The following is a 21,592-nucleotide window of genomic DNA, read 5'->3' on the forward strand; positions in this document are numbered from 1 at the left end:
CGATGGGCATGTTGCGATCAGCACACATCAGGCACACTATACGAACACACGTTCGAGAAAGAACCTGATTGCCGGCTCCCCACGGCGAAGACGTAGTGGGAGCCGTCGATGGCCTTCAACAACCCCCGATGCCCAGGTCGGAGCTGGAGAGGATCGCGTCCGGCCGGGGAGTGCCGCCCGCGCGGCCGGTCGGTGACGAGGAGGCGCCACGCTCGCACAAGAGGGAGGGCTACCAGCCGCCCCAGGGCCTGCGGCCGCGCGCGGATGTCGAGGCCGCCAGCGCGCGGGTGCCGTACGCGGAGCTGCATTGCCACTCGAACTTCAGCTTCCTCGACGGCGCCAGCCACCCCGAACAACTCGTCGAAGAAGCCGCGCGGCGGGCTGGACGCGGTCGTGCTGGCTGATCACGACGGCATGTATGGCGCGGTCCGCTTCGCCGAGGCCGGCCGCGAGCTCGGCATCCGCACCGGCCACGGCGCCGAACTGTCACTCAGGTTGTCCCGTCGGAAGGTGACGGGCCACCCGTCGCCTCCTTGGGGTTAGGCGCCCGACCCTTCGGAAGTGCTCGACGGGGTCGCTTCAATGATTCCACGTTGTAGACGATGTACAGGCTGATTGCCAGCTGGGTCGCGTTCTGCGTGCCGTGCTGGCCGTACCCTGGACTGTTCCGCGCCAGGCGGACCCGCGAACCGCGGCGATCCGACCGGAGTGCGGAGTGGACGAACAAGCCCGAGACATCCTGCTCGGCCTGACGGCAAACCCGGCTTTGCCCAACCACCTGCGCGCACGCCTGCCCGACCGACCGGCGGCATCGCCGCACGACACAGCCTGGCACGACGAGCCGGACGTCGCTCGGGCAGTTGATTCGGCCACACCGTTGGACGAGGTGATCGCCCTGCTGGACCACAACAGCATGATTTTTCGGTGGACACTCGCTGGCCTGCCGGACCTGCCTCGCGGGCCCAGGAAACGGCTGGCGACCGATCGCACAGCTGGTGTCCGTGCGGACCTGGCCGCTAACCCCGCCGTGGTGTCGGAGTCGATCCTGCGCGAGCTGGCGAACGATGAGTACGCGGACGTGCGGCGAAGCGTGGCGCACAACCCGTCCGTCCCGCTGGACGTGCTCACGCACCTGGCCGAGTCGACCCGGATCGGGCCAAACCTGTTGGCCCGCGTCATGGCGGCGACCGACGAGGAACTGCGTCTTCTCGCGGTGTCACAGTCCGCACGGGTCCGCATGTTGGTCGCCCAGCGCACCGCTTTGCCCGCGGACGTCTTCGAAGTGCTCGTGAAGGACAACGACATCCGTGTCGTCAAAGGGATCGCCCCGCACCCCGCCCTGTCAGCGGACCGGCTGCGGGCACTCGCCGCGCGGCACGGGCCGAGCCTGTTCCGCATGCTCGCGACGAACCCCCATTGCGACCCGGAGCTGCTGCATCACGTGGCGCGCAACGCCACCGCACGCCGGACCTACCGCGCGATTGCCGAACACCCGAACACCCGCGCGGAAACCCTCCTGCTCTGCCTTGGGGACGACGTCGCGCGACGGGGGGCCGCGGAGCACCCGAATCTGCCTACCGACGTCCTGATCGAACTCGTGGAAGACCCGAGCCTGGCCCGACACGCGGTCGCCAACCCGTCACTCCCCGTCGAAGTGATGGAGCGGTTGATCGCTGCCCATGCCTGAAACCAGCGGGGCCTGTCCGACATGTCTCCGCATGCTGCGTCCAGCCGGGCTCACGCAGCCGACGGTGCACCGGCGTGTCGCCCCGTAATCCGGTCAACGGTGTGGCGCCGGCACCGGCAGCTGTGGCTGTCCAGCCCGGCTCTGCTCGTGCGCGGCATCGCCCAGGTCGGGCCGGGCACCGTGTCCCTCGTCGCCGACCAGGTCACCCCGCTGGACCTGAAGAGTCTCGCCGCAGCGTCCCCGCGACTTTCGGTGACCGTTCACAGGACTGCTGCCCGCCTGTAGCGTCTCCAAACTGACTTCATTTTCTCAGCGGCGTTTTCCTCTCGGCTTCATTTGCGAAGCGTGGTTGAGACTGGGTGGTGTTGCCGAGAGTCTGCCGTCAGCACAAGGCGCTGGCTGCTTGGACTTCGGCGAGTGTTTGCCGTGCGAGTTCGCCGAACTCCTCGTCGTTGGTCGTGTCACTCCAGCGCTCGTAGGCGATCTTCCAGGCGAGCGCGCCCAGTTCGGCGGCTACGTGTGCGGTCAGGGCGGGAACGCCGCGGCGCTTGAGCGCGTCGACCATCGATGCGGTGAGGCCAAGTCCCTTCAGCGCTTCGCGTTCTCGCAGTTCGGGGTTGGCGGTGATCACTGCCTGCCGCCGGGCGCCGAATTCACGACGATCGAGCGTGAAGGCTTCTTTCCCGATCACGTCCAGAGCATGAGCCACCGCTTCGAGCGGACCGGCCCCGGCCGGCGCCGCGGCGATCCCCTGGACGACCAGTCCGGTCATCGTGCCCCCGCCGAAGAGCACCTCCCGCTTGTCCGGGAAATGACGGAAGAAGGTGCTCTTGGTGAGCCCGGCGCGTTCGGCGATCTCGATCACCGTCGTGTTCTCGTAGCCCCGCTCCTCGAACAGTTCCAGGGCAGCAGTGACGAGTCGCTGTGATGCGTTGGGCTGCCAGCGGGCCATGGGGACAGCTTACGGCACTTGGTCCCGTCACTCGTGTACGGTGATGGGACCAAGTCTCATCACCGTGCCTGTTGGAGGTTCCCATGAGCCGAGCTGTCATCTACGAAACGTTTGGTGGTCCCGAAGTACTGGAGTTGCGGGAGGTTCCGGAACCGCACGCCGGGCCCGGCGAGGTCCGCGTCCGCGTCACGGCCGCCGGGCTGAACCCCATGGACTGGGGTATTGCCTCACGGCCCGAAGCGGCGGCCCAGTTCGGCATCACCGTGCCCTCCGGCTTCGGATACGACTTCGCCGGCGTTGTGGACGAGGTCGGCGACAGCGTCACGGATTTCGCGGTGGGCGAGCGTGTCTACGGCGGCGCGCTGGGCAGGGCGGTTGCCGATTTCGTGGTGGTCAAGACGCCCACTGTGGCGTCCGAGGCTCTTTGGCCTACGCCGGAGGGCATCAGCGACGAGGTCGCGGCCACGCTTCCGGTGGCCGGCATGACCGCCGCCGCCGCGTTGGCGGCCATTGATCTGCGGGCGGGCGACACCGTTCTGGTCGGCGGCGCCGCGGGCGGCGTGGGCGTGTTCGCCGTACAACTCGCGAAGCTCGCCGACGCCCGGGTGATCGGGACCGCCTCGGAGAGCACGTTCGACTTCCTGCGCCAGCTCGGCACCGAGCTCGTGACATACGGCCCCGGGCTGGCCGACCGCGTACGGACACTCGCCCCCGAGGGCGTGACCGCGGCAACCGACCTGTTCGGCACCGAGACGGCGGAGACCGCGCTTGCACTCGGCGTGCCGCCCGAGCGGATCTCCACCATTGCCGCGGGGCCCAACCCGCCAGGCGGCGTGCGCGCGACCGGCGGCTTCGACGCGGTTCCTGGCGCCGCTCAGCGGATCACCGACGCGATCCTCGCCGGCGAGATCACCGTGCCGATCGCCGCTACCTTCCCGATCGAGAAGATCCGCGACGCTGTGACACAGCAAGCCGGACGCCATGTCCACGGCAAACTCGTGATCACACTGTGAACCGAAGAAATGCCACGAAACTGAGACCAATCCGCATGACATCCAGTGAGACAACCGACGAAACCGCCGGTAAACCAAGATCGATATGTCACGAGATCTGAGAACCTGCACCGCCGGTGCTTGGGACACCCCGGTGGGCAGTAGCCCCCAGCGGCACCTCGCCGCGGACGGCGTTGTGCTTGCAGAGCCAACGCAGTGCACCGGCCCCACTACGTCGCGGGCGAGAGCGTCGAGTACGCGCACAGCCTCGTCGGATGCATGGCTGGGCGGCGAACCCCAGTGATCGCAGCGCGGGGCCATGCTCCTCCTGCTGCGACTCATCACCCTGACCAGCGCAAGCACCAACGAACCACCCTCCCGCCGGGTCCCGGGCGGCAGCGGCCGAGCGATATCCGATCTGACCTGCGTAAACACCACCACCGAAGCACCACGGGAACCCAGCGGTGCCAACCGGCGGAGCCACCACCTGTGAAAACGCGGCATTTGCCAACCGAGAAATTGCCGAGAGTTCAACTCAAAAATGAGTTTCCGATCGCCGTGGAATGGTGAACTTCCCGAGTGAAACCCTGGCGCCCTCAAGGCGAATGGGCTACGCTTTCCCCATCAGGATGACGAGAATCCCCTGGCTCCGTAGAATCGGAGTCAGGGGCTTCTATAGTCCTGCTTTTTACTACTGGAATTAGTGGAGGAACGTCGGGCGACTTCGAGGGCACCTGGGCGACGCTGCGTGAATGCGCCGGTGCCATGTCCTCCGATCCGTTCTGGAAGAACGCAGGACTCTGGCGCTACTTCGTCAAAGAGCACTTCCTGCTCGTCCCCCTGGTGCGCGATCAGGCAACCGCTCGAACGCTCTTGGACGAGGGAGACCGGCAGATGCGCGGCGTCAAGCGGCTATGGATGGACGGCGTGCTCGACGCCGCCATCACACACGTTGGGAATTCCGACATGCACGACCGCTACTTGGCGATCAAGGAAGCCGAGTCCCGCGCGCGATGAGGAGATAAACAAGCCATCAGTGGCACCACCGACGAAACCAAGAGCGGAAACCACGGCGCCAGCACCGCAAGCTGAGTGATGGCAGTCCCCGGCGCAGGGAGTCCGAGTGGCAGGCAGCGCATCGAGTGAGCAACGACAACCGCCCGCCCAGCAGCCCTGACGTACGCCACATGTCAGCGAGTTACCCATAGTCGCCTACGTGCAACCCTCCCTGAGGAGCCCGCGACTTTCCCCGGCCCCGATTCGCTTTACAGCTTGACGAGTCACGATATGTAAACAAGATTCACTCCTCCTCGGGGCCGGGACCAGTTCATTCCGCGCACGGATGCTGCGGTGGTGGAAGCGGCGGTGGCTACGCATCCCGGCGCCGAGATCCACGTGCAGGAGGACGCCGGGCACGCGTTCCACAACCGGGTGGCGCCGATGTTCTACCGGCCGGAAGCGGCGGCCCGGGCTTGGGACCTGACGGTGGAATTCTTGGCGCGCACATTGCCAGCGTGAAGGCGGAACTACGACTGTAGGGTCAGCTGGGGACCGCCGAGCTCGTTGACGGGGTTGACAGCGCGAGGGTGGGCCGATTGCAGAGGAACTCGCCTTCGCGACGTCGCTCAACGCACTGGCTCCAGGACTGGACTACTGGCTGCACGCGACGACGGCACGCCCTGGCTCCTGGCGTCCCTGGATCTGATCGAGGAACACGTCATTCGCGACGCTCTGCGAGTGGACTTCGACCGCCGCGGCCTCCGCGGCGGCTGGAGTCCGTCATGCCCCAATTGGGACGATGGGGTGAGGGCCGAGGAGGCCTTGATCGACCTGCCAGGACCCGACGGTCTGTGTTTCCCAGCGAACGGCTCGTCAGTCGAGGACCTGGCGCGGCGCGCTGCCGAGTGGTTCACCCAGCCAAAGAAGGGACGATGGGCCGACTCGTGAGCGGCGCCCGGTTGTCGCCGCCGCGGCTACAAGCCAAGACGGCACGTCCAAAGTGACCGCTTCGCGCGAGACACGAGTACGTAAACAAAACCCACTCCGCCTCGGCGGGCAGGACCCGTTCATCCCGCGGCCCGACGTGCGCGTGGTGGAGGCTGCGGTGGCCTCGCACCCCGGGGCGGAGATCCACGTGCAGGAGGACGCGGGCCACGCCTTCCACAACCGGGTGGCGCCGATGTTCCACCGGCCGGAGGCGGCGGCTCGGGCGTGGGACCTGACAGTGGAGTTCTTGGCGCGAACCCTGCCGGTAACGCCTCCGGCTGCGGGACGACTGGGTTGAGGTGCCACCGGCCCTTGGGTGGCGACGGGAAGAGATGACCACGACCCTGCCGCTTTGAACACCCGCCTCGGAACAGAGCGGCGGCGGAGCCTGCTGACCGTAAGATCGTCAACGTGGTGAGCCCACTGGTGAGCGGGAACCTGGTGGTCGTCGGCGGCGGCATCGTCGGCGCCTCGGTGGCCTATCACGCCGCTCGGGCCGGGGCGGTCGTGACGCTGGTCGACGGCGGGCGGCCGGGCGCCGGGGTGACGGCGGGGTCGTTCGCCTGGATCGGAGCGGCCGGTGTGCGCACCGGTCCGGCCGCCGGGCTGCGGGTGACCGCGGCGACGGAGTACCGCCGGCTCGAGGCCGAGCTGCCGGGACTCCCCGTGACCTGGTCGGGCTCCCTGTCCTGGGGCGCGGCGGACACCGCGCCGGAGGCCGGGCCAGGGCAGGAGATCGTGGACGCGGCGACCGTGGCGAGGCTCGAGCCCACCCTGCGCCGGCCCCCGGAGTGGGCCGTCTGGGCACCCGGTGACGGCGCCGCCGACCCGGTGGGTGTGGTCGAGCGGCTGGTCGCGGGCGCCCGCGACCACGGCGCCCGGGTTCACCCGGACACCCCGGTCGTCGCGGTCCGTCGGGACGCCGCGGGGCGGGTTGCCGGGGTCGAGACGGCCGCGGGGCCTCTCGCCGGTGCGACGGTGGTGCTCGCGGCCGGAGTGGCCACCGCCGCGCTGGCCGCGCCGCTCGGCATTCGCGTCCCGGTCGACCCGTCACCGGCGACGCTCCTCCGGCTCCGCGCCCCGGCCGGGCTGGTCCGCACCGTGGTCCACAACGGGGACTTCGATCTCCGGCAGGTCGCCCCGGACCGGCTCCACGCCGCCGCGGACTCGCCCGAGCGGACTCTCGCCGCCGTCGGGTCGACTTTCCGCGGCGCCGCGGAAGTCGAGCTGCTCAGCGCACGGGTCGGCGCGCGCCCCATGCCGGCCGACGGCGAGCCGATCATCGGCCCGGTTCCCGAAGTGCCCGGCCTCTACCTGGCGGTCATGCACTCGGCGGTCACGCTCGCCGCGGCCGTAGGCCACCTGGTCGCGCGGGAACTGGTCGACGGCACCGTCGAGCCCGCGCTGGCGGGCTGCCGCCTCCACCGCTTCTAGTGCCCCGAATCCGCATCACGGGCTCTCGTCACCCATGGGCGAAGCCGACCAGCGACCAGGACCCGGAGATCACCGAGCGACACGGTGAGTCCTGGGATCAAGTCCTCCTGTCCCCGGATTTCCTTGGGGGAAACGGCATTTGCGCCCGGCCTCAGACGCCGCGGCGGTTGGTGTCCGTCGCGCAGGTCACGCCAGGTGAACGAAAGGCACTCCGCCGCGGTGGCGTTCGGATGTCGCCGTGGTGGAGGCAGCGGCTCGGGAACCTGACGGTGGTTTTGGGGCGGACGTCGCCGGCCTGACGGCACAGTCAGCCGGGCTAGCGCCGGGCCTGCTCCAGGTTCGCCTGGTGCGGGCCCGCGAGCCACTCCTGTTCGAGCCGCAAGTCCACCGGCTCCTCGTCTCGTCGCAGTGCGTCGAGATACGCACGGTCGGCGGCGAGGCGGGCCGCCACCTCAGGCCCCGAGGCGACGGCGCCGTGGCCGGGGACCAGGACGTCGACCTGCCGGGCGGCCTCGGCCAGCCGGTCGAGGGCCGCCGCGTAGGCGTCGACCTGGCCGGGACGGCGCGGGTCCAGCAGCGGGATCAAGACGTCGGAGAGCATGTCGCCGGCGAGCAGGACGCCCCGGTCCGCCAGCAGGAGCGCGGCGTGGCCGGCCGCGTGTGCCTCGTGCTCGACGAGCTCGCCCGGCAGCGGGCCTCCGTCCGCGGGCAGCGGGGTCAGCAGCGCGACCAGTTCGAGCGGGATGCCCGACGCGCTCTCCGCCGCCATCGCCCGCGCCCGCTCCCGGGCTCCGCTCGCGACCTCGGCGCAGGCGGCGGTGGCGTAGCGCGGCACGTCACCGAACCGGGAATGCCAGAGCAGGTGGTCCCAGTGGGGATGGGTCGCGAACCCGGCCACCACCGGGACGTCGAGCCGCGCCACGTCGTCGGCGAGCTCGTCCAGGTCGGCGCCGCTGATGCCGGGGTCGACCAGGACGAGCCCGTCCTCCCCGCGCACGACCGTCGCGTTGCTCCAGACCCAGGAGCTCTGCCGCACCCAGACGCCGTCGGCCACCTGATTCAGCATCGGTCCACTGTGTCAGGTGCCCGGACCCGAAGCGAGGACGTTCACAGCCAGCCGCGGCGTTCCGCCAGGCTGCCGGCCTGAAACCGGGTCGACGCGCCCAGCTCCGTCATCAGGCGCTGAAGCCGCCGGTACGTCGTCCGGGTGCTCCAGCCGTTCACGCGCGCGATGGCCGTGTCGGTGAGGCCCGCCATCATCATCGTGAGCAGGGCGCGGGTTTCGTCGTCCGGCCGGGGGCCGCTGCCGAAACCACCCGGCGTCACCGCGGACGCGTCGAGCGGAGCGGCCTGCGCCCATTCGCCTTCGAAGAGGGCTTCGAGCGCGGTGAGGAGCGGGGAGCGCCGGACGAGGTAGGCGACCTGCAGGCCGCTTTGGCTGAGGTCGAACGGGATGAGGGCGTCCTGGTCGTCGCGGATGATGAGTTTGATGGGCAGGGTCCGGCGGGTCCGGGCTTCTTCGCCGCCGCGTACGGCGGGCAGGATGTCGGTTTCCAGTTTCCGGGGCCAGGCCACCGCGTCGAGGCTGTAGATCACGCGGTGCGCGACGCCGTCGTTCTGGTGGCGGGCGATCTGCGCCTGGGTGTTGCGGGCGGCGCCTTCGCCCCCGGGCGGCTCGTAGTACGGCGGCGTGTCGAAGACGCGGACCTGGTGCAGCGCCTCGGATTCCAGGTGCGCGACGGCCGCGGCGATCGTTTCGCGATCGGTGAGCTGCTCGATCACGAGCTCGGGGCTCGTGCGGTGCGCACTGCGGTGGATCTCCGACAGCGCGTGCACTTTCGCCCGCGCCGCGCTCAGTTCGCGTTCCCGCTGCTGCACGAGCTGGTTGATCGCGATGTCCGGCGGAGCGGCCAGGTACCGCGCCGGGCTGCCGCTGGCGGCCACGAGGTGCTTGCCGACGAGAGCGTCGAGCGTCCGCTGCACCGGGTCCGGCGGGTTCGACAGGTGGTCGGCGAGCGCGGCGACCGTCGACCCGGGCAGGGCGACGAGCGCTTCATAGACCCGTTCCTCGTCGGCGGACAACCCCAGGACCCCGAGCTCCATGCGAATGTCCTACCCGAGTTGTCGGGATTGTGCCAGGTGGCAGTGAGCAGCCACGCGGGGATCTTGTGACGGGTTCCGGCGGCTGGCACTGTTCGGCCGTTCCGGCGTGGCAAGTGCGCCCGCCGGTCTGCCCCTGCGCAGAAAGGAATCCCCTCGTTGAGAACTTCACGCAAGCGTCGGGCCGTCGCGGCGGCCGCGTGCCTCGCGTCGTCGCTCAGCTCGATTCTGGTCGCCGGTCCGGCCTCGGCCGCTCCCGGCAGAGCCTCGGGGCCCACGGCCCCGTCAACCCACACCGTCACCCTGGTCACCGGTGATGTCGTCACGGTGAACACGACCGGCGACACCGTTGACAGCGGGGGGACGATCTCGGTCAAGGGGCCCGACGGCGGCCCCGCCGACGCGCGGATCCTGGAGTCGGCGGGCGACGTGTACGTCTACCCGACCTCGGCGATGTCCTACCTCGCCCAGGGGATCCTGGACCGCCGTCTCTTCGACGTCACCGACCTGATCGCCGCCGGCTACGACGACGCGCACCGCGCCGACCTGCCGTTGATCGTCTCCTACACCAACCCTGCCCCGGGATTTCGCGCGAACACCGCGCCCCGCGGCTCGGCTCTGGTCCGGCCACTGGCGAGCGTCGACGGCGCCGCCGTCACCGAGAACCACGCGCAGGCGCGGGACTTCTGGGCCGCCGTGACGGCGGGGACGCCGTCGTCCTTCGCAGCCTCACGGGCGTTCGCCGACGGCATCAAGCAGATCTGGCTCGACGGCAAGGTCTACGCCGACCTCGCCGAATCGACCGCGCAGATCGGCGCGCCCGAGGTCTGGACCGGTGGTGACACCGGGCAGGGCGTCGACGTCGCGGTGCTCGACACGGGCGTGGACGAGGGCCACCCCGACCTGGCGGGACGCATCGTCGACACGCGCAGCTTCGTCCCCGGCGAGGACGTCGAGGACCTCCACGGCCACGGCACCCACGTCGCCTCCACCATCGCCGGCACGGGTGCGGCGTCCGGCGGCACCGAGAAGGGTGTCGCCCCGGGTGCTCGCCTGCACATCGGCAAGGTGCTGGCGAACTCCGGCTCCGGCAGCGACTCCGAGATCCTCGCCGGCATGGAGTGGGCCGCGGTCGACGAGCACGCCAAGATCATCAACATGAGCCTGGGCACGCAGGAGCCCTCCGACGGCACGGATCCGATGTCGCAGGCGGTGAACCGGCTCAGCGCGCAGACCGGCGCCCTGTTCGTGATCGCCGCGGGCAACACCTCCGGCCCCGGCACCGTCAGCTCGCCCGGCGCCGCCGACGCGGCGCTGACCGTGGGCGCCGTGGACAGCACCGACCACCTCGCCGAGTTCTCGAGCCAAGGTCCCCGGGTCGGCGACGGCGCGCTCAAACCGGAGATCACCGCCCCCGGCGTCGACATCCTCGCCGCGCGCTCGCAGTACGCGGCCGAAGGCGAGGGCTTCTACCAGACGCTCAGCGGCACGTCGATGTCCACGCCGCACGTGGTCGGCGCCGCCGCGCTGCTCGCCGCGAAGCACCCCGAGCTCACCGGCGCCCAGCTGAAGGACCTGCTGACCAGCACGGCGAAGCAGACTCCCGACTACACGGCGTTCCAGGCCGGCAGCGGCCGCGTGGACGTGGCGGCCGCCGCTCGCGCCGGAATCTTCGCCTCGGCCACCGCGTACGCCGGGCAGGACGGGTCCGGCGCGGTCCGCCGCCCGGTGACCTACACCAACTTCGGTGCCACTCCGGTGAACCTCGCCCTCTCGATCGCCGGGACCGGCGTGCCCCAGGGCATGTTCACGCTCTCGGCAGACCGGGTCACCGTGCCCGCGCACGGCACCGCCGCGGTCACCGTGACCATCGACCCGCACGCCGCGCCCGGCGCCTCCGACGGCGTCACCGCCCAGATCCTGGCCACCGGAGGAGACGGCGCGCTCGCCGCGCACACCGCCGTCTCGCTCGGCGCGCCGACGCACCTGCTGACCATCGACGTCAAGGACGCCGCCGGCCGGCCCGCGTCCGCCTTCGTCATCGTGCTCCGCGCGGGAGATCCGAACCCGATCCCCGTGCCGGTCGACGGCAGCGTGAGCTTCTACACGCCCGACGACCAGTACTCGGCGCTCGGCTACCTGGCCGTGCCCGGTGTCCACGGCCCGAACTCCCAAGGCGTGGCGCTGCTCGGCGACCCCGACTTCACGTTCGACGGGGATCGCACGATCACGCTCGACGCCCGGCACGTCCGGCTGGTCGACGAGACCACCCCGCAGCCCGGCGTCCCCAGCTACCTGCGGCTCGAGTACTCGCGGATGCTCAACCAGGACGGCCGCTGGCACGACTTCGGTCTCGCCGACACGGGCGTGGACAGCCTGTGGATCCAGCCGCAGGGCAAGGTCACGCACGGCGACTTCATCGTCGGCGCGCGGTGGCGCAAGGAACAGCCGGCGCTGACGCTTTCCGCCCGGGGCACCGACTACACCGACGTCCTGCGGCAGGCAGGTGTCACCCCGCTGCCCGACGGAACCCGGAACCTGCCGCTCGTCTTCGCGGGTAATGGCGCGCCGTCGGACTACGCCGGTCTCGGCGCGCGGGGCAAGGCGGTGGTCGTCGGGCGCACCGCGTCGGCGAACCCCGCCGAGCTGGCCAAGGCCGCGGCCGACGCCGGTGCCAAGCTGCTGCTGGTGGCCAACGACCGGCCCGGGCGGCAGAGCCTGTTCTTCGGCACGGACTCGCTGCACCCGAGTCCGATCGACGTCGGGCTCCTCAGCCCCGACGAGGGCGCCAAGCTGATCGCCCAGGCAAAGCAGCACAACGCGACGCTGCGCACGGAGTCGCACCCGGCGCCGGCGTACCTCTACGACCTCATGCACACGTGGGACGACGACCTGCCCCGGGACATGGTCGTCCACGCGTCGGGCAAGAACCTCGCGCGGGTCGACGAGACGTTCGCGGGTGCCGTCCCCAGCGGCGGCGGTGAGGAGTGGCGGTACGACTTCCCGACGTACTCGGAGTGGGGCATCGGGACCTACGTCGCGATGGCCGCCGGGGGCCACCGCACCGACTGGGTCACCACCGACGGCGCGAACCGGTGGGGCCACGAGGTCACCGACGGCGTGCTGGGCGAGTGGGGCGTCGCGCGGACGTACCGGCCCGGCAGCGTGTCGAGCGACGACTGGTTCACCCCGATCCAGCGGCCGTACCTCAACAACAACTACCTCGGCCCGACGCGCACCGGCGACCAGATGCGGATCGACGTGCCGGGCTACGGCAACGCCGACCACGTCGGCGCGATCTCCGACGCGCAGCACTCGAGCCAGACCGTGACGCTGTTCCAGGGCGACACGAAGCTGGGCGAATCCGACAACGGGCTCATCCTGTACCCCACCGCCCCCAGCTCCGGGCCGCGGCAGTACCGGCTCGTCGTGGCGAACCAGCGCGACGCGTCGCTGAGCCCCTACTCGTCCTCGACCACCACGGCGTGGACGTTCACCTCGGCCGCCCCGAAGGTGTCCGGTGAACAGGACCTGTTGCCGCTGCTGCAGATCCGCTACGACCTCGACACCTCCGGAACCGTGCCCCGCAACGCGAAGCTCGGCGTCACCGTCGAACAACGCGCCCCGGTCTCGGTGGGCCTGACCCCGGTCTCGGTCGCGGGTGGCGGCACTCCGCGCGCGCCCCGCGTGGAGGTCTCCTACGACGACGGCACCACCTGGACCCGCCTCTCCGACGACCACCGAGGCGGTTACCGGCTGGACGCCCCGAAGAAGGCGCGGTTCGCCTCGCTGCGGGTGACGGCGTCCGATTCCGCGGGCAACTCCGTCACGCAGACGGTCGTGCGGGCTTTCGGGCTTCGCTGATCGTTTTCCTGCGGCCCGCCCCTCTTTCGGGGCGGGTCGCAGGAGCGCACCCGGGCTCCCCTGCGCCTAGGCTCGGTGTCCGACGCCGGACCCGGACGCGGAGGTACCCATGCCCTACACCGTCGACTTCACCACCGTCTCCACCGACGGCCTGGAGTCCTCACCGATCGCCGACGCCCTCGCCGGCCTGCGCGCGAACGAGGCCCGGTACTTCAAGAACAAGTACGACCACGTCTTCATCGTCGAACCCGCCGCCGACGCCGCGGCGACCGTCGAGTGGGTGCACCGGATTCTTTCGGAGGAACGCGGCATCGTCATCGCTTCCCCTCCGCTGGAGGCGTCCGAGTTCCAGGTCGAGAACATCCGGATGGCGTACGTCTTCTACGAGAACGGCTTGTCGATCAACGTCATGTACACGGTGGACGAAGCCGGGAAGCGGGCCGTCGGGTTCAAGCTGTCCGATGGGATGGAGATCCCGGAGGAACTCTCGGCGTTCAAGTTCGCCCGCCAGAAGTCGAAACTGGCGGGGACGATCCGCGGGTCCTACTTCGTGATCAAGAACGAGTACTGACCCCGAGGGGCGGCCATGTCCTCCACCGCGGGCCGGATGAGCGTCAGCCCGCTCTCCGCCGACCGAGCGTGCATCGATCGGTGGTTGTCGGCGAGGCCGCGATGGCATTGAGTGTGCGGTTCGGCCCGTCAGCGAAGGACCACCGTCAAGTGCGGTCCGAAGTCCAGCCCGCTGAAGTCCACCGGACCGCGCAGTGTCGGAAAGAAGTGGACGGTGGTGCCTGTGGTGCCGTCATCGCAGATCGGGGTCAGATCTGTCACGGGGATGCCGTGCTCGTAGCGCTGTCTCCACGATCCGTTCGCGCGGCGGTTGACGTGCTCGAGCCATTCGCTCAGCGCTGCCACCACTGACATGCCCCGGCGCGGATGCCCGTCAGGCAGAGTGGCGGCCGCCGGGTGGTCGAAGAAGCGCAGGTCCTTGGTGGCCATGACCGGCTTCTTGACTGTGCGCCCGGCAGCGTCGACGCGGGTGTCGGTGCCGCGCCCGTCGTCGGCTACGGAGATCGAACCGTCCGCGTGCCGGGTCACCACGGCGGTCCCGCCGCCGCGCGACTCTGCCTCCTCTGCGGCGTAGGCCAAGACCTCGAACACCAGATGCCGCGCACCTCCCGGGGCGAACTCGGCCGGCGCTGAGCGGACGGCGTCGACGTGTGCGGTGTCCACCGTGCCGGCCCAGTCATGGGTGGTGTTGCGCCATCTGACCACAGCTCAAGCGTATGTCGTCAGATCCGATCCTGTGGGCGGACTAGCGCGGAAACCCCGCATCACCGCCGGCTGCACAGATCCTGTTCCCCGCCCGCACACGCGTAGTACTGGAACCCCGCCATCGCGTTCCGGGCCTCGGGCGTCAGCAGGTAGTCGCGGAACGCCGCCGCCAGTGAGCCCGACTCCAGTGGGCCCCGGCTGAACACGTACTCCACCGTCCAGAACGGGTAGCCGCCGCGGATGTCGTCGAGGGTGGCGGCGCGGCCGGCCAGGCTGATCTGCTTCACGGCGCTCGACTGGGCGACGTCGGAGACGTCCGCGTAGCCGATGGCGTCGCCCAGGGTGGCGATGCGGTCGATGAGGTCGCCGGTCGAGCCTTGTTCGCAGATGATCGGCGATGAGGGCGCGGTGCCGGGGCGGAGGTCGCGGCAGGAGTCGGACGTGGCCGGGGCCTGGCCGACCGGGGCGGACGGCGTGCCGAGGAGGTATTTCTCCAGCGTGCGGCGCGTGCCGGACGAGGTGGAGCGGTCCGCGACGCGGATAACGCCCGTGTCGCGCGGGTTGCCGGTGATGTCGCTCCAGACGCGGGCGCCGCCGGTGAAGATCTTGCGCACGTCCGCGACGGACAGGTTGTCGACGGGCACGTTTTTGCTCGCCACCAACGTGAACGGGACGATCGCGAGCTTCTGCGGCACGAACCGCGCGAAGTCGGGCTCGTCGAACTTGCCGTCGGACAGGGCGAGATCGATGGTGCCGTCGTGCAGCCGCTGCAGGCCTTCCACGCTGCCCGGCGTGCCGACCTTCACGGCCGCCCCCGGGCAGTACGCCTCGTACGAGCCGGCCAGCTCCGTCGCGGCGCGGCCGAACGCGCTGGACCCCTCCACGCTCAGCGAGCCCGCCTCGCACGCCACGCCCCGCGGCAGCTTGGTGAACGGCGCGACGTTGTTGAGCAGCAACACCACCGCGAGCGCACCGGCGCAGATCGCCGTCAGCCCGCCCCACGCGAGCGTGCCCGGGCCGACCTTTTCCTTGCCTTCGCGGGTGGTGATCCGGCCGTCGCGCAGGACGCCTTCGACCGCGATCTGGTGCTTCTCGCCCGGCCTCGTCCCGGAGAGCACGATCACGAGCTTGTACGAGGCTTCCCGTTCGAGCAGGACCTTCGGCAGCTGCACCCGGTCTTCCTCGATCGTGAACCCGGGCAGCTTGTCGATCACCCGCTGCAGCTCGGCGGGCTCGAACTCGGTGGCGTCGACGGAAATCACGTGCCGGCCGGGGAAGTGCAGGGCGAGCGGGGACACGTAGTCGGCCGCCGTGATCGTCGAGCCGCCGGTGTTCTTCACCCGCACGACGACCACCCCCGGGTCGGTCACGGCCGCGTGTTCGCCTTCCAGGCGCACGGATTCGCCGATGTCGACGCCGAACGGCGCGTCGATCCGCACCCGGCACGACAGGATCTGGCGCCGGCGCGCCCGCACGTAGCTGACGCTCGTGGCCAGCGCGGCCACCACCGCCGCGAGGGAAAGCCCGAGGATGCCGTCGCCGCTGAGCGCGGTCTCGGCAACCCACTGCCGCTCCGTGATCCCGAGCACGAGGGCCACGAGCACCACCACGGCCAGCACCACCGCGGCGGCGACTCGCGGCCCCCGGCGCGGTTTCGGTGCGGCGCGGTTGATCACCGCGTCGGTCAGCGGGCGGGCACCCGGCGACGTCGAGGGGTCGGCCTGCTCGGCGCGGCTGATCCGCTCGACGGCCACCGACACCTGCTCCTCGACCCACTCGGGATCGCCGGCCTTCTCCGGGTACGCCGTCTGGTACAGGCTCCTGGCGATCTCGTCGACGGTCTGCGGCGGCTGCGGGTCACCGGCGGGCATTGGTTCTCCCCTCCCCCTTCGCCGCTTGTTCCAGGCACACCGGGCACTTCCCGGACATCCCGTCCAGGACGTAGGAGGCCTCCAGCACGGCCTGCCACATCGCCTGACGCGGCCCGTGCGTGCGATCGGACTCGGCGGCGTTCAGGAACTTCTCGACGATGATCTCCCAGTGGTCCTGCGCGCGAGCCCAGTCCCCGTCGTGGCGCAAGGCGAACCGGATGCCGAAGTAGTGCGGCACCTCGAACCCGTGCCGGCGGTACTGCAGGCGGTCGAGCAGCGGGATGAGCGCGATGCGGCGCGCGTTCCCCCGGCCGCGCATGCGCCCGATGGTGCGGTTGTCCGTCACTTCGGTCACGACGTAACCCGCGACGGCGCCCGCGAAGCCGGTCACCACGAGCCAGCCGGCGAGCGACAGCGGCAGGGCGAGCGCGGGGCTCGAGGTGTCCCACGGCGAGTCGATCTGCACGGTCACGTCGTAGGCGACCCGGCCCCCGATGACCACGGCGTTGACCACGAACAGCCCCGCGAACGCGGCCAGGAAGTAGTAGCCCCGCACGCGCAGCCAGTACTGGATGCCCCTGAACCGGCCGACACCCCGGCGGCGACGCCGCAGCAACGCCCGCAGCGACTCGCGCGGCGGCGGTGGGTCGACGGTGCTCGTTTCGGTGATCTGCCTGGTCATGTGCCGCGCGGCCACGCTCGAACCGAGCGAGGGCCCCCTCCGCCACCCATGGCCGAAAACCTACCGGACGGCGGTGGTCAGGCAAAGGAACGCGGCAGGAGGCTGCCACCCGGCAATACCGAGCAGGAATGGAGAAGCACTGGTAACGGGTGCGCGCCTACCGTTCCGGGCATGACCTCAATCGACACCGTCACCCTCGAAGTGACCGATCCCACCGCCGCCGAACGCTTCTACGCCGACGCCTTCGGACTCGGCTCCCGCCTGCGGGTGCGGGCGTCGCAAGAACCGTCCGACGGCTTCCGCGGCTTCACGCTCTCACTGACGGTTTCCCAGCCCGCCAACGTCGACGCGCTCATCTCGTCCGCTCTCGCGGCCGGCGCCACGACGCTCAAGGCCCCCGCGAAATCCCTGTGGGGCTACGGCGGCGTCGTCCAGGCACCCGACGGCACGATCTGGAAGGTCGCGACGTCCGCCAAGAAGGACACCGGCCCGGCCACGCGGGAGTTCGACGCCATCGTCTTGCTGCTCGGCGTCGACGACGTGGTGGCGAGCAAGAAGTTCTACGCCTCGCGGGGGTTGAACGTGGGGAAGAGCTTCGGGCGCATGTACGTGGAGTTCGAGACGGGCCCGGTGAAGCTGGCGCTGTACCGTCGCCGCGCGCTGGCGAAGGACGCCGGCGTGGCCCCCGCCGGGACGGGTTCGCACCGGATCGCGGTGGTCGGCGGGAAGGAAGCTTTCACGGACCCGGACGGTTTCGCGTGGGAAACCACCGCGTCGGCCGAGGTGCGGTGATGTGCCGTTACCGGTTGTACGCGATGACGCGGCCGGAGTCTGCGAAGGACCCTGGACGAGAAGGTGCCGACGAAGGTTGCACGGCGCACGAAGCACCTGACGTCGAGCCGCAGATCGTTGCCCTGGCGGGGAAATCGATGGACGGCGAACTCGCCGACTGACCACAATGGCCGGATGACACCCCTCGAGGTCGAGCTGCTTTCGCGCCAGGGCAACTACGTGGTCCTCCGGTTGCCCGGCCGTTCGTTTCCCGGAATCCACATCGCGGGCGACTCGTTCTCCATCCTCGTGGACGAACTCCGCGAGCTGGCCGCCGAAGCGGTGGGGGCACCCGAAGCGCACGACCACGCCCAAGATCTGGCCGAGGACCTCGAAGGAATCCTGGGCGCGTACGAGACAGCGATGGCCGAGCACGGAATTCGCCCGGCGTACTTCCCCTCGCCACCCGCGCGGACCACGGTTGACCTCGCGTCCGGCCGGCTCGTACCTGGACGTCTGCGGTCGTTCCTCGAGCTGACCAGCGGCTACGTCGGCTACGAGTTCGACGACTCCGACTGGCTGGCGATCACCACGGCCCTCGACCAAGAGGGCGCAGTCGACTACCCGCTGGTCGGCAAGGCCCCCCTGACGGCGCGGCTCGAGACCGACGAAGCCGACCACGTCATCGTGACCATCACCGGGCAACCGGAACTGGCGCTGCGAATCCGGCTCACCACGCTCCTCGACGCGCTCACCCACCCGCGGCTGGGGCCGGCCGCGGAGTAGCACGTAGGCGAAGTGCTGAAATCGTTGCCACACCGCGACAACGACCCGCCCGGCCCGGGGCTGGAACCCGAGCCGGGCACCGCGGTCACTGCTCCGCGAACTCCGCGAACATCCCCGCCTTGTACGAGCCGCCCGGCATCCCCACGATGACGTTCATGCGGTTGGCCGCGTTGATCAACCCGACGAGGCACACCAGCGCGGCGAGCTGCTCGTCGTCGAAGTGCTTGCGGGCGTGGGCCCACGTGTCGTCCGAGACGCCGGTGGAGTCGGCGAGGCGGGTGGCCTCCTCGGTGAGCGCGAGGGCCGCGCGTTCGGCGTCGGTGTAGACCGTGGTTTCGCGCCAGGCCGCGACGAGGGCGAGGCGCACGGGGGTTTCGCCGGCCGCGACCGCGTCCTTGGTGTGCATGTCGAGGCAGAACCCGCAGCCGTTGATCTGGCTGGCGCGGATCTTGACCAGCTCCTGGATCTCGCGGGGCAGCGGCGAGCGGTCGAGCAGTGTGCTGACACCGGCGAAGCGCTTGGCGAACTTGCCGCCGATCTCGGTGTCCATCGGGTTCATGCGGGTCATGGAGTCGTCCTCACTCGTCGTTTCGCGAACTGATGCCCACCAGATGCCGGCGACCCCGCCGCTGTGACATGTCACGAAAAACACCTGGGCGGCGTCTGGTGGGGGACACTGGCGAAACCGAAGGGGGAAGCGCATGGCCGACCGCAGCACGGAGCTGTTCCTCACGCACCGCAACCTGCTGTTCACCATCGCCTACGAGATGCTCGGCTCGGCCGCCGACTCGGAGGACGTGCTGCAGGAGACGTGGCTGCGCTGGGTGGACGTCGATCTCGACGAGGTGCGCAACCACCGCGCGTACCTCGTGCGCATCACCACGCGCCAGGCCCTGGGCCGGATGCGGACCCTCGGGCGCCGCAAGGAGTCCTACGTCGGGCCGTGGCTGCCGGAGCCGTTGCTGACCGCGCCGGACGTCGCCGAGGACGTGGAGCTCGCCGAAAGCGTGTCGATGGCCATGCTGCTCGTGCTGGAGACGCTCACGCCGACCGAACGCGCGGTGTTCGTGCTGCGCGAGGTGTTCGACCTGGGCTACGGCGAGATCGCGGACGCCGTCGGCAAGAGCGGCGCCGCCGTGCGGCAGATCGCCCACCGCGCGCGGGAGCACGTGGCCGCCCGCCGGCCGCGCGGCCCCGTCTCGCGCACCGCCACCCGCGACGCCCTCGCCGCCTTCCAGCACGCCATCGAAACCGGCGACCTGCAGCACCTGCTCGACATCCTCTCCCCGGACGTCGTCTTCCTCGGCGACGGCGGCGGCGTCAAGCAGGCCGTGCTCAAGCCCGTCGTCGGCGCCGAACGCGTCGCGCGCATCCTGGGCGCCGGTCTGGGCCGCCTCGCCACGGCCACCCGCCTGCCCGCGCAGGTCAACGGCTACCCCGCCCTCACCGTCCACTTCGACGGCGCCCTCGACACCGTCCTGGCCCTGCGCATCGACGACGGGCTCGTCACGGGCATCTACGCGGTGCGGAACCCGGAGAAGCTGTCGCACATGGACAAGGAGCGAAGCCTGCAACGATGAGCCGGGGATCGTGAACCATGGCCTGGGTCTACGCCCTGAACGCCGAATGCGGCCCCCACGAGGACGGCGCCCGGGCGCTCGCGCGCCACTTCGCCGACTGGCCGACGCGGAGCCATGACCGCCGCGGGGCAGGCGTTCTCCGAGCGGCTCCGGACCGCCCCGCCCGTCTGCCCGCTTCGCGCTCGCCGGAGCGGAGACCGACCTGTTCCGGACGTTCGCGGAGCTGCGAGGCGAGGACCTGCGGAGGTTCCCCGGGCTCGTGGTCGGCGATGACCTCGGCGGAGGGAAGGCGCCCCGGCGGAGTTCGGCGAGTTCTCCCCCGGCTACCGCTGGCTTCCGTACGCCGGCGAAGTCGGGCCGTGAGCGAACCTTCGGTTTTGTCGGTCTCCGCGGGTAAGTTCGATGACATGGCAACAATGGTGACGTTCCACGCCCACCCCGACGACGAGTGCATCGTGACCGGTGGCGTGATGCGCAAGGCCGCCGACGACGGGCACCGCGTGGTGCTGGTGGTCGCGACGCGGGGCGAGGTGGGCGAGGTGCCCGACGGGTTCCTCGACGACGGCGAAGAGCTCTGGGAGCGCCGCGTACGCGAGACCCATGCGGCGGCCGAGGTCCTCGGCGTCAAGCGCGTGGAGTTCCTGGGTTACCGCGACTCCGGGATGATGGGCGAGGCGACCAACGACGAGCCGGGCGCGTTCTGGCGGGCGTCGGTCGAGGAGGCGGCGCAGCGGCTCGCCGTGATCCTGCGCGAGGAGGACGCCGAGGTGCTCACGGTCTACGACGACTACGGCAACTACGGCCACCCCGACCACATCCAGGTCCACCGCGTCGGCATGCGGGCGGCGGAGCTGGCGGGCACGCCGCGCGTGTACCAGGCGACCTCGAACCGCGACCACATGCGCCGCGGGCTGGGGCTGGCCGTGGAGATGGGCGCGATGCCGCGGGAGGCGGTGCCGGACGTCGACGCGCAGGAGAAGCTCGGCAAGCCCGAGGCGGAGATCACGGCGGCGGTCGACGTCAAGCCGTTCCTCGCCGCGAAGCGCGCCGCGATGCGGGCGCACCCGAGCCAGATCAGCGAGGAGTCGTGGTTCCTCGCGATGCCCGACGAGGCGTTCGGGCACGCATTCGGCATCGAGTGGTTCATCCGCGCCGGGCACGGTCCGGGCATCACCGAGACGGACCTGATGGCGGGCCTATGACACCGCGGCGGTGACGTCCAGCTCCACCAGCTGGCCCGGATAGCCCAGGCACGTCACGCCCAGCAACGTGCTCGCGGTGCTGAACGCCGGCCCGATCGCCGAGCCGGTGAACCGGTTCCAGACGGCGGAGAGCACGGCGCGGTCGGCCGTGGCCACGTAGATCACCGTGCGGACCACGTCGTCGGCGGTGGCGCCGGCGGCCGCGAGCGCGGTGGCGGTGTTGGCGACGACCTGGTCCACCTGCGCGAGCACGTCACCGGCGACGACGAGGCCGTCGAGCCCGAGCGGGCACTGGCCGGCGAGGTACGCGCTCGTGCGGCCGGAGACGGTGGTCACGTGGTGGTAGCCGGACGTCGCGTGCAGGGCGGGCGGGTTCTGCCGTTGAATGGTCACGGGGCTGCATGGTGGCG

The 21,592-nt window shown here is 70.4% G+C and carries 20 protein-coding genes and 2 pseudogenes; 14 read left to right on the forward strand and 8 right to left on the reverse strand.

Annotated elements, in window-relative coordinates:
* Window positions 1-128: 128 nt before the first annotated feature.
* From AB0K15_RS28470 to AB0K15_RS28480, 3 genes and pseudogenes are all read left to right on the forward strand, one after another.
* Window positions 129-501, forward strand: a pseudogene (locus tag AB0K15_RS28470) (PHP domain-containing protein); the annotation flags it as partial.
* Between the two features lie 214 nt (window positions 502-715).
* Window positions 716-1,687: a hypothetical protein gene (locus tag AB0K15_RS28475; protein WP_364056863.1), complete on the forward strand. Its 972-nt coding sequence runs from the start codon at window positions 716-718 to the stop codon at window positions 1,685-1,687.
* A gap of 99 nt (window positions 1,688-1,786) precedes the next feature.
* Window positions 1,787-1,972 (forward strand): hypothetical protein, encoded by a 186-nt coding sequence (locus AB0K15_RS28480; RefSeq protein WP_364056866.1) that lies wholly within the window; start codon window positions 1,787-1,789, stop codon window positions 1,970-1,972.
* 97 nt (window positions 1,973-2,069) lie between these two features.
* Here AB0K15_RS28480 and AB0K15_RS28485 read toward each other — a convergent pair whose 3' ends face one another.
* Entirely contained in the window at window positions 2,070-2,639 is a 570-nt protein-coding gene (locus tag AB0K15_RS28485; protein ID WP_364056869.1) for a helix-turn-helix domain-containing protein, read from the reverse strand.
* An 83-nt stretch (window positions 2,640-2,722) separates the two neighbouring features.
* On the opposite strand from AB0K15_RS28485, the gene AB0K15_RS28490 reads away from it, so the two are divergent.
* The 5 genes and pseudogenes from AB0K15_RS28490 to AB0K15_RS28510 all read left to right on the forward strand — a co-directional run bounded on the left by AB0K15_RS28490 (window position 2,723) and on the right by AB0K15_RS28510 (window position 7,051).
* Entirely contained in the window at window positions 2,723-3,652 is a 930-nt protein-coding gene (locus tag AB0K15_RS28490; RefSeq protein ID WP_364056872.1) for an NADP-dependent oxidoreductase, read from the forward strand.
* 744 nt (window positions 3,653-4,396) lie between these two features.
* Entirely contained in the window at window positions 4,397-4,648 is a 252-nt protein-coding gene (locus tag AB0K15_RS28495; protein ID WP_364056875.1) for a hypothetical protein, read from the forward strand.
* 309 nt (window positions 4,649-4,957) lie between these two features.
* Window positions 4,958-5,149 (forward strand): annotated as a pseudogene (locus AB0K15_RS28500) (dienelactone hydrolase family protein); the annotation flags it as partial.
* 481 nt (window positions 5,150-5,630) lie between these two features.
* The gene (locus AB0K15_RS28505) at window positions 5,631-5,915 is read left to right on the forward strand and encodes a dienelactone hydrolase family protein (RefSeq protein WP_364056878.1); all 285 of its coding nucleotides are present in this window, start codon (window positions 5,631-5,633) and stop codon (window positions 5,913-5,915) included.
* A gap of 113 nt (window positions 5,916-6,028) precedes the next feature.
* The gene (locus tag AB0K15_RS28510; RefSeq protein WP_364056881.1) at window positions 6,029-7,051 is read left to right on the forward strand and encodes an FAD-dependent oxidoreductase; all 1,023 of its coding nucleotides are present in this window, start codon (window positions 6,029-6,031) and stop codon (window positions 7,049-7,051) included.
* Window positions 7,052-7,367: 316 nt separating this feature from the next.
* On the opposite strand, the gene AB0K15_RS28515 is transcribed toward AB0K15_RS28510, so the two are convergent.
* Entirely contained in the window at window positions 7,368-8,117 is a 750-nt protein-coding gene (locus AB0K15_RS28515; RefSeq protein WP_364056884.1) for an MBL fold metallo-hydrolase, read from the reverse strand.
* A gap of 41 nt (window positions 8,118-8,158) precedes the next feature.
* The gene (locus AB0K15_RS28520) at window positions 8,159-9,154 is read right to left on the reverse strand and encodes a helix-turn-helix domain-containing protein (RefSeq protein ID WP_364056887.1); all 996 of its coding nucleotides are present in this window, start codon (window positions 9,152-9,154) and stop codon (window positions 8,159-8,161) included.
* 156 nt (window positions 9,155-9,310) lie between these two features.
* On the opposite strand from AB0K15_RS28520, the gene AB0K15_RS28525 reads away from it, so the two are divergent.
* The gene (locus AB0K15_RS28525) at window positions 9,311-13,015 is read left to right on the forward strand and encodes a S8 family serine peptidase (RefSeq protein WP_364056890.1); all 3,705 of its coding nucleotides are present in this window, start codon (window positions 9,311-9,313) and stop codon (window positions 13,013-13,015) included.
* A 109-nt stretch (window positions 13,016-13,124) separates the two neighbouring features.
* Window positions 13,125-13,586 carry a phage tail protein gene (locus AB0K15_RS28530; RefSeq protein ID WP_364056893.1) on the forward strand — a complete coding sequence of 154 codons (462 nt, stop codon included), beginning with the start codon at window positions 13,125-13,127 and terminating at the stop codon, window positions 13,584-13,586.
* Between the two features lie 128 nt (window positions 13,587-13,714).
* Here AB0K15_RS28530 and AB0K15_RS28535 read toward each other — a convergent pair whose 3' ends face one another.
* The 3 genes from AB0K15_RS28535 to AB0K15_RS28545 are packed head-to-tail and all read right to left on the reverse strand — an operon-like array spanning window position 13,715 to window position 16,843.
* Window positions 13,715-14,290 (reverse strand): ATP-binding protein, encoded by a 576-nt coding sequence (locus AB0K15_RS28535; RefSeq protein WP_364056896.1) that lies wholly within the window; start codon window positions 14,288-14,290, stop codon window positions 13,715-13,717.
* Window positions 14,291-14,349: 59 nt separating this feature from the next.
* Window positions 14,350-16,161, reverse strand: coding sequence for a substrate-binding domain-containing protein (locus tag AB0K15_RS28540; protein ID WP_364056899.1), 1,812 nt, complete (start codon window positions 16,159-16,161; stop codon window positions 14,350-14,352).
* The gene (locus tag AB0K15_RS28545) at window positions 16,148-16,843 is read right to left on the reverse strand and encodes a DUF6313 family protein (RefSeq protein WP_364056902.1); all 696 of its coding nucleotides are present in this window, start codon (window positions 16,841-16,843) and stop codon (window positions 16,148-16,150) included. The genes AB0K15_RS28540 and AB0K15_RS28545 overlap by 14 nt, the downstream gene beginning before the upstream one ends.
* A gap of 171 nt (window positions 16,844-17,014) precedes the next feature.
* On the opposite strand from AB0K15_RS28545, the gene AB0K15_RS28550 reads away from it, so the two are divergent.
* Together AB0K15_RS28550 and AB0K15_RS28555 are read left to right on the forward strand one after the other, a co-directional pair.
* Window positions 17,015-17,635, forward strand: a complete 621-nt coding sequence (locus AB0K15_RS28550) for a glyoxalase (RefSeq protein ID WP_364056905.1) — start codon at window positions 17,015-17,017, stop codon at window positions 17,633-17,635.
* Window positions 17,636-17,809: 174 nt separating this feature from the next.
* Window positions 17,810-18,400 carry a hypothetical protein gene (locus tag AB0K15_RS28555; RefSeq protein WP_364056908.1) on the forward strand — a complete coding sequence of 197 codons (591 nt, stop codon included), beginning with the start codon at window positions 17,810-17,812 and terminating at the stop codon, window positions 18,398-18,400.
* Between the two features lie 85 nt (window positions 18,401-18,485).
* Here the strand turns inward: AB0K15_RS28555 and AB0K15_RS28560 are convergent, their stop codons facing one another.
* Window positions 18,486-18,968, reverse strand: coding sequence for a carboxymuconolactone decarboxylase family protein (locus AB0K15_RS28560; RefSeq protein WP_364056911.1), 483 nt, complete (start codon window positions 18,966-18,968; stop codon window positions 18,486-18,488).
* A 133-nt stretch (window positions 18,969-19,101) separates the two neighbouring features.
* On the opposite strand from AB0K15_RS28560, the gene AB0K15_RS28565 reads away from it, so the two are divergent.
* Both AB0K15_RS28565 and AB0K15_RS28570 read left to right on the forward strand, forming a co-directional pair.
* Window positions 19,102-19,980, forward strand: a complete 879-nt coding sequence (locus AB0K15_RS28565; protein WP_364056914.1) for an RNA polymerase sigma-70 factor — start codon at window positions 19,102-19,104, stop codon at window positions 19,978-19,980.
* A gap of 407 nt (window positions 19,981-20,387) precedes the next feature.
* Entirely contained in the window at window positions 20,388-21,182 is a 795-nt protein-coding gene (locus tag AB0K15_RS28570) for a PIG-L family deacetylase (protein WP_364056917.1), read from the forward strand.
* Here AB0K15_RS28570 and AB0K15_RS28575 read toward each other — a convergent pair.
* Window positions 21,177-21,575, reverse strand: coding sequence for a RidA family protein (locus tag AB0K15_RS28575; RefSeq protein ID WP_364056920.1), 399 nt, complete (start codon window positions 21,573-21,575; stop codon window positions 21,177-21,179). The two genes, AB0K15_RS28570 and AB0K15_RS28575, sit on opposite strands and share 6 nt — an antisense overlap.
* Window positions 21,576-21,592 lie beyond the last annotated feature (17 nt).

Origin of the sequence: Amycolatopsis sp. NPDC049253 (assembly GCF_040678995.1) — a bacterium.
Lineage (GTDB): Bacteria > Actinomycetota > Actinomycetes > Mycobacteriales > Pseudonocardiaceae > Amycolatopsis.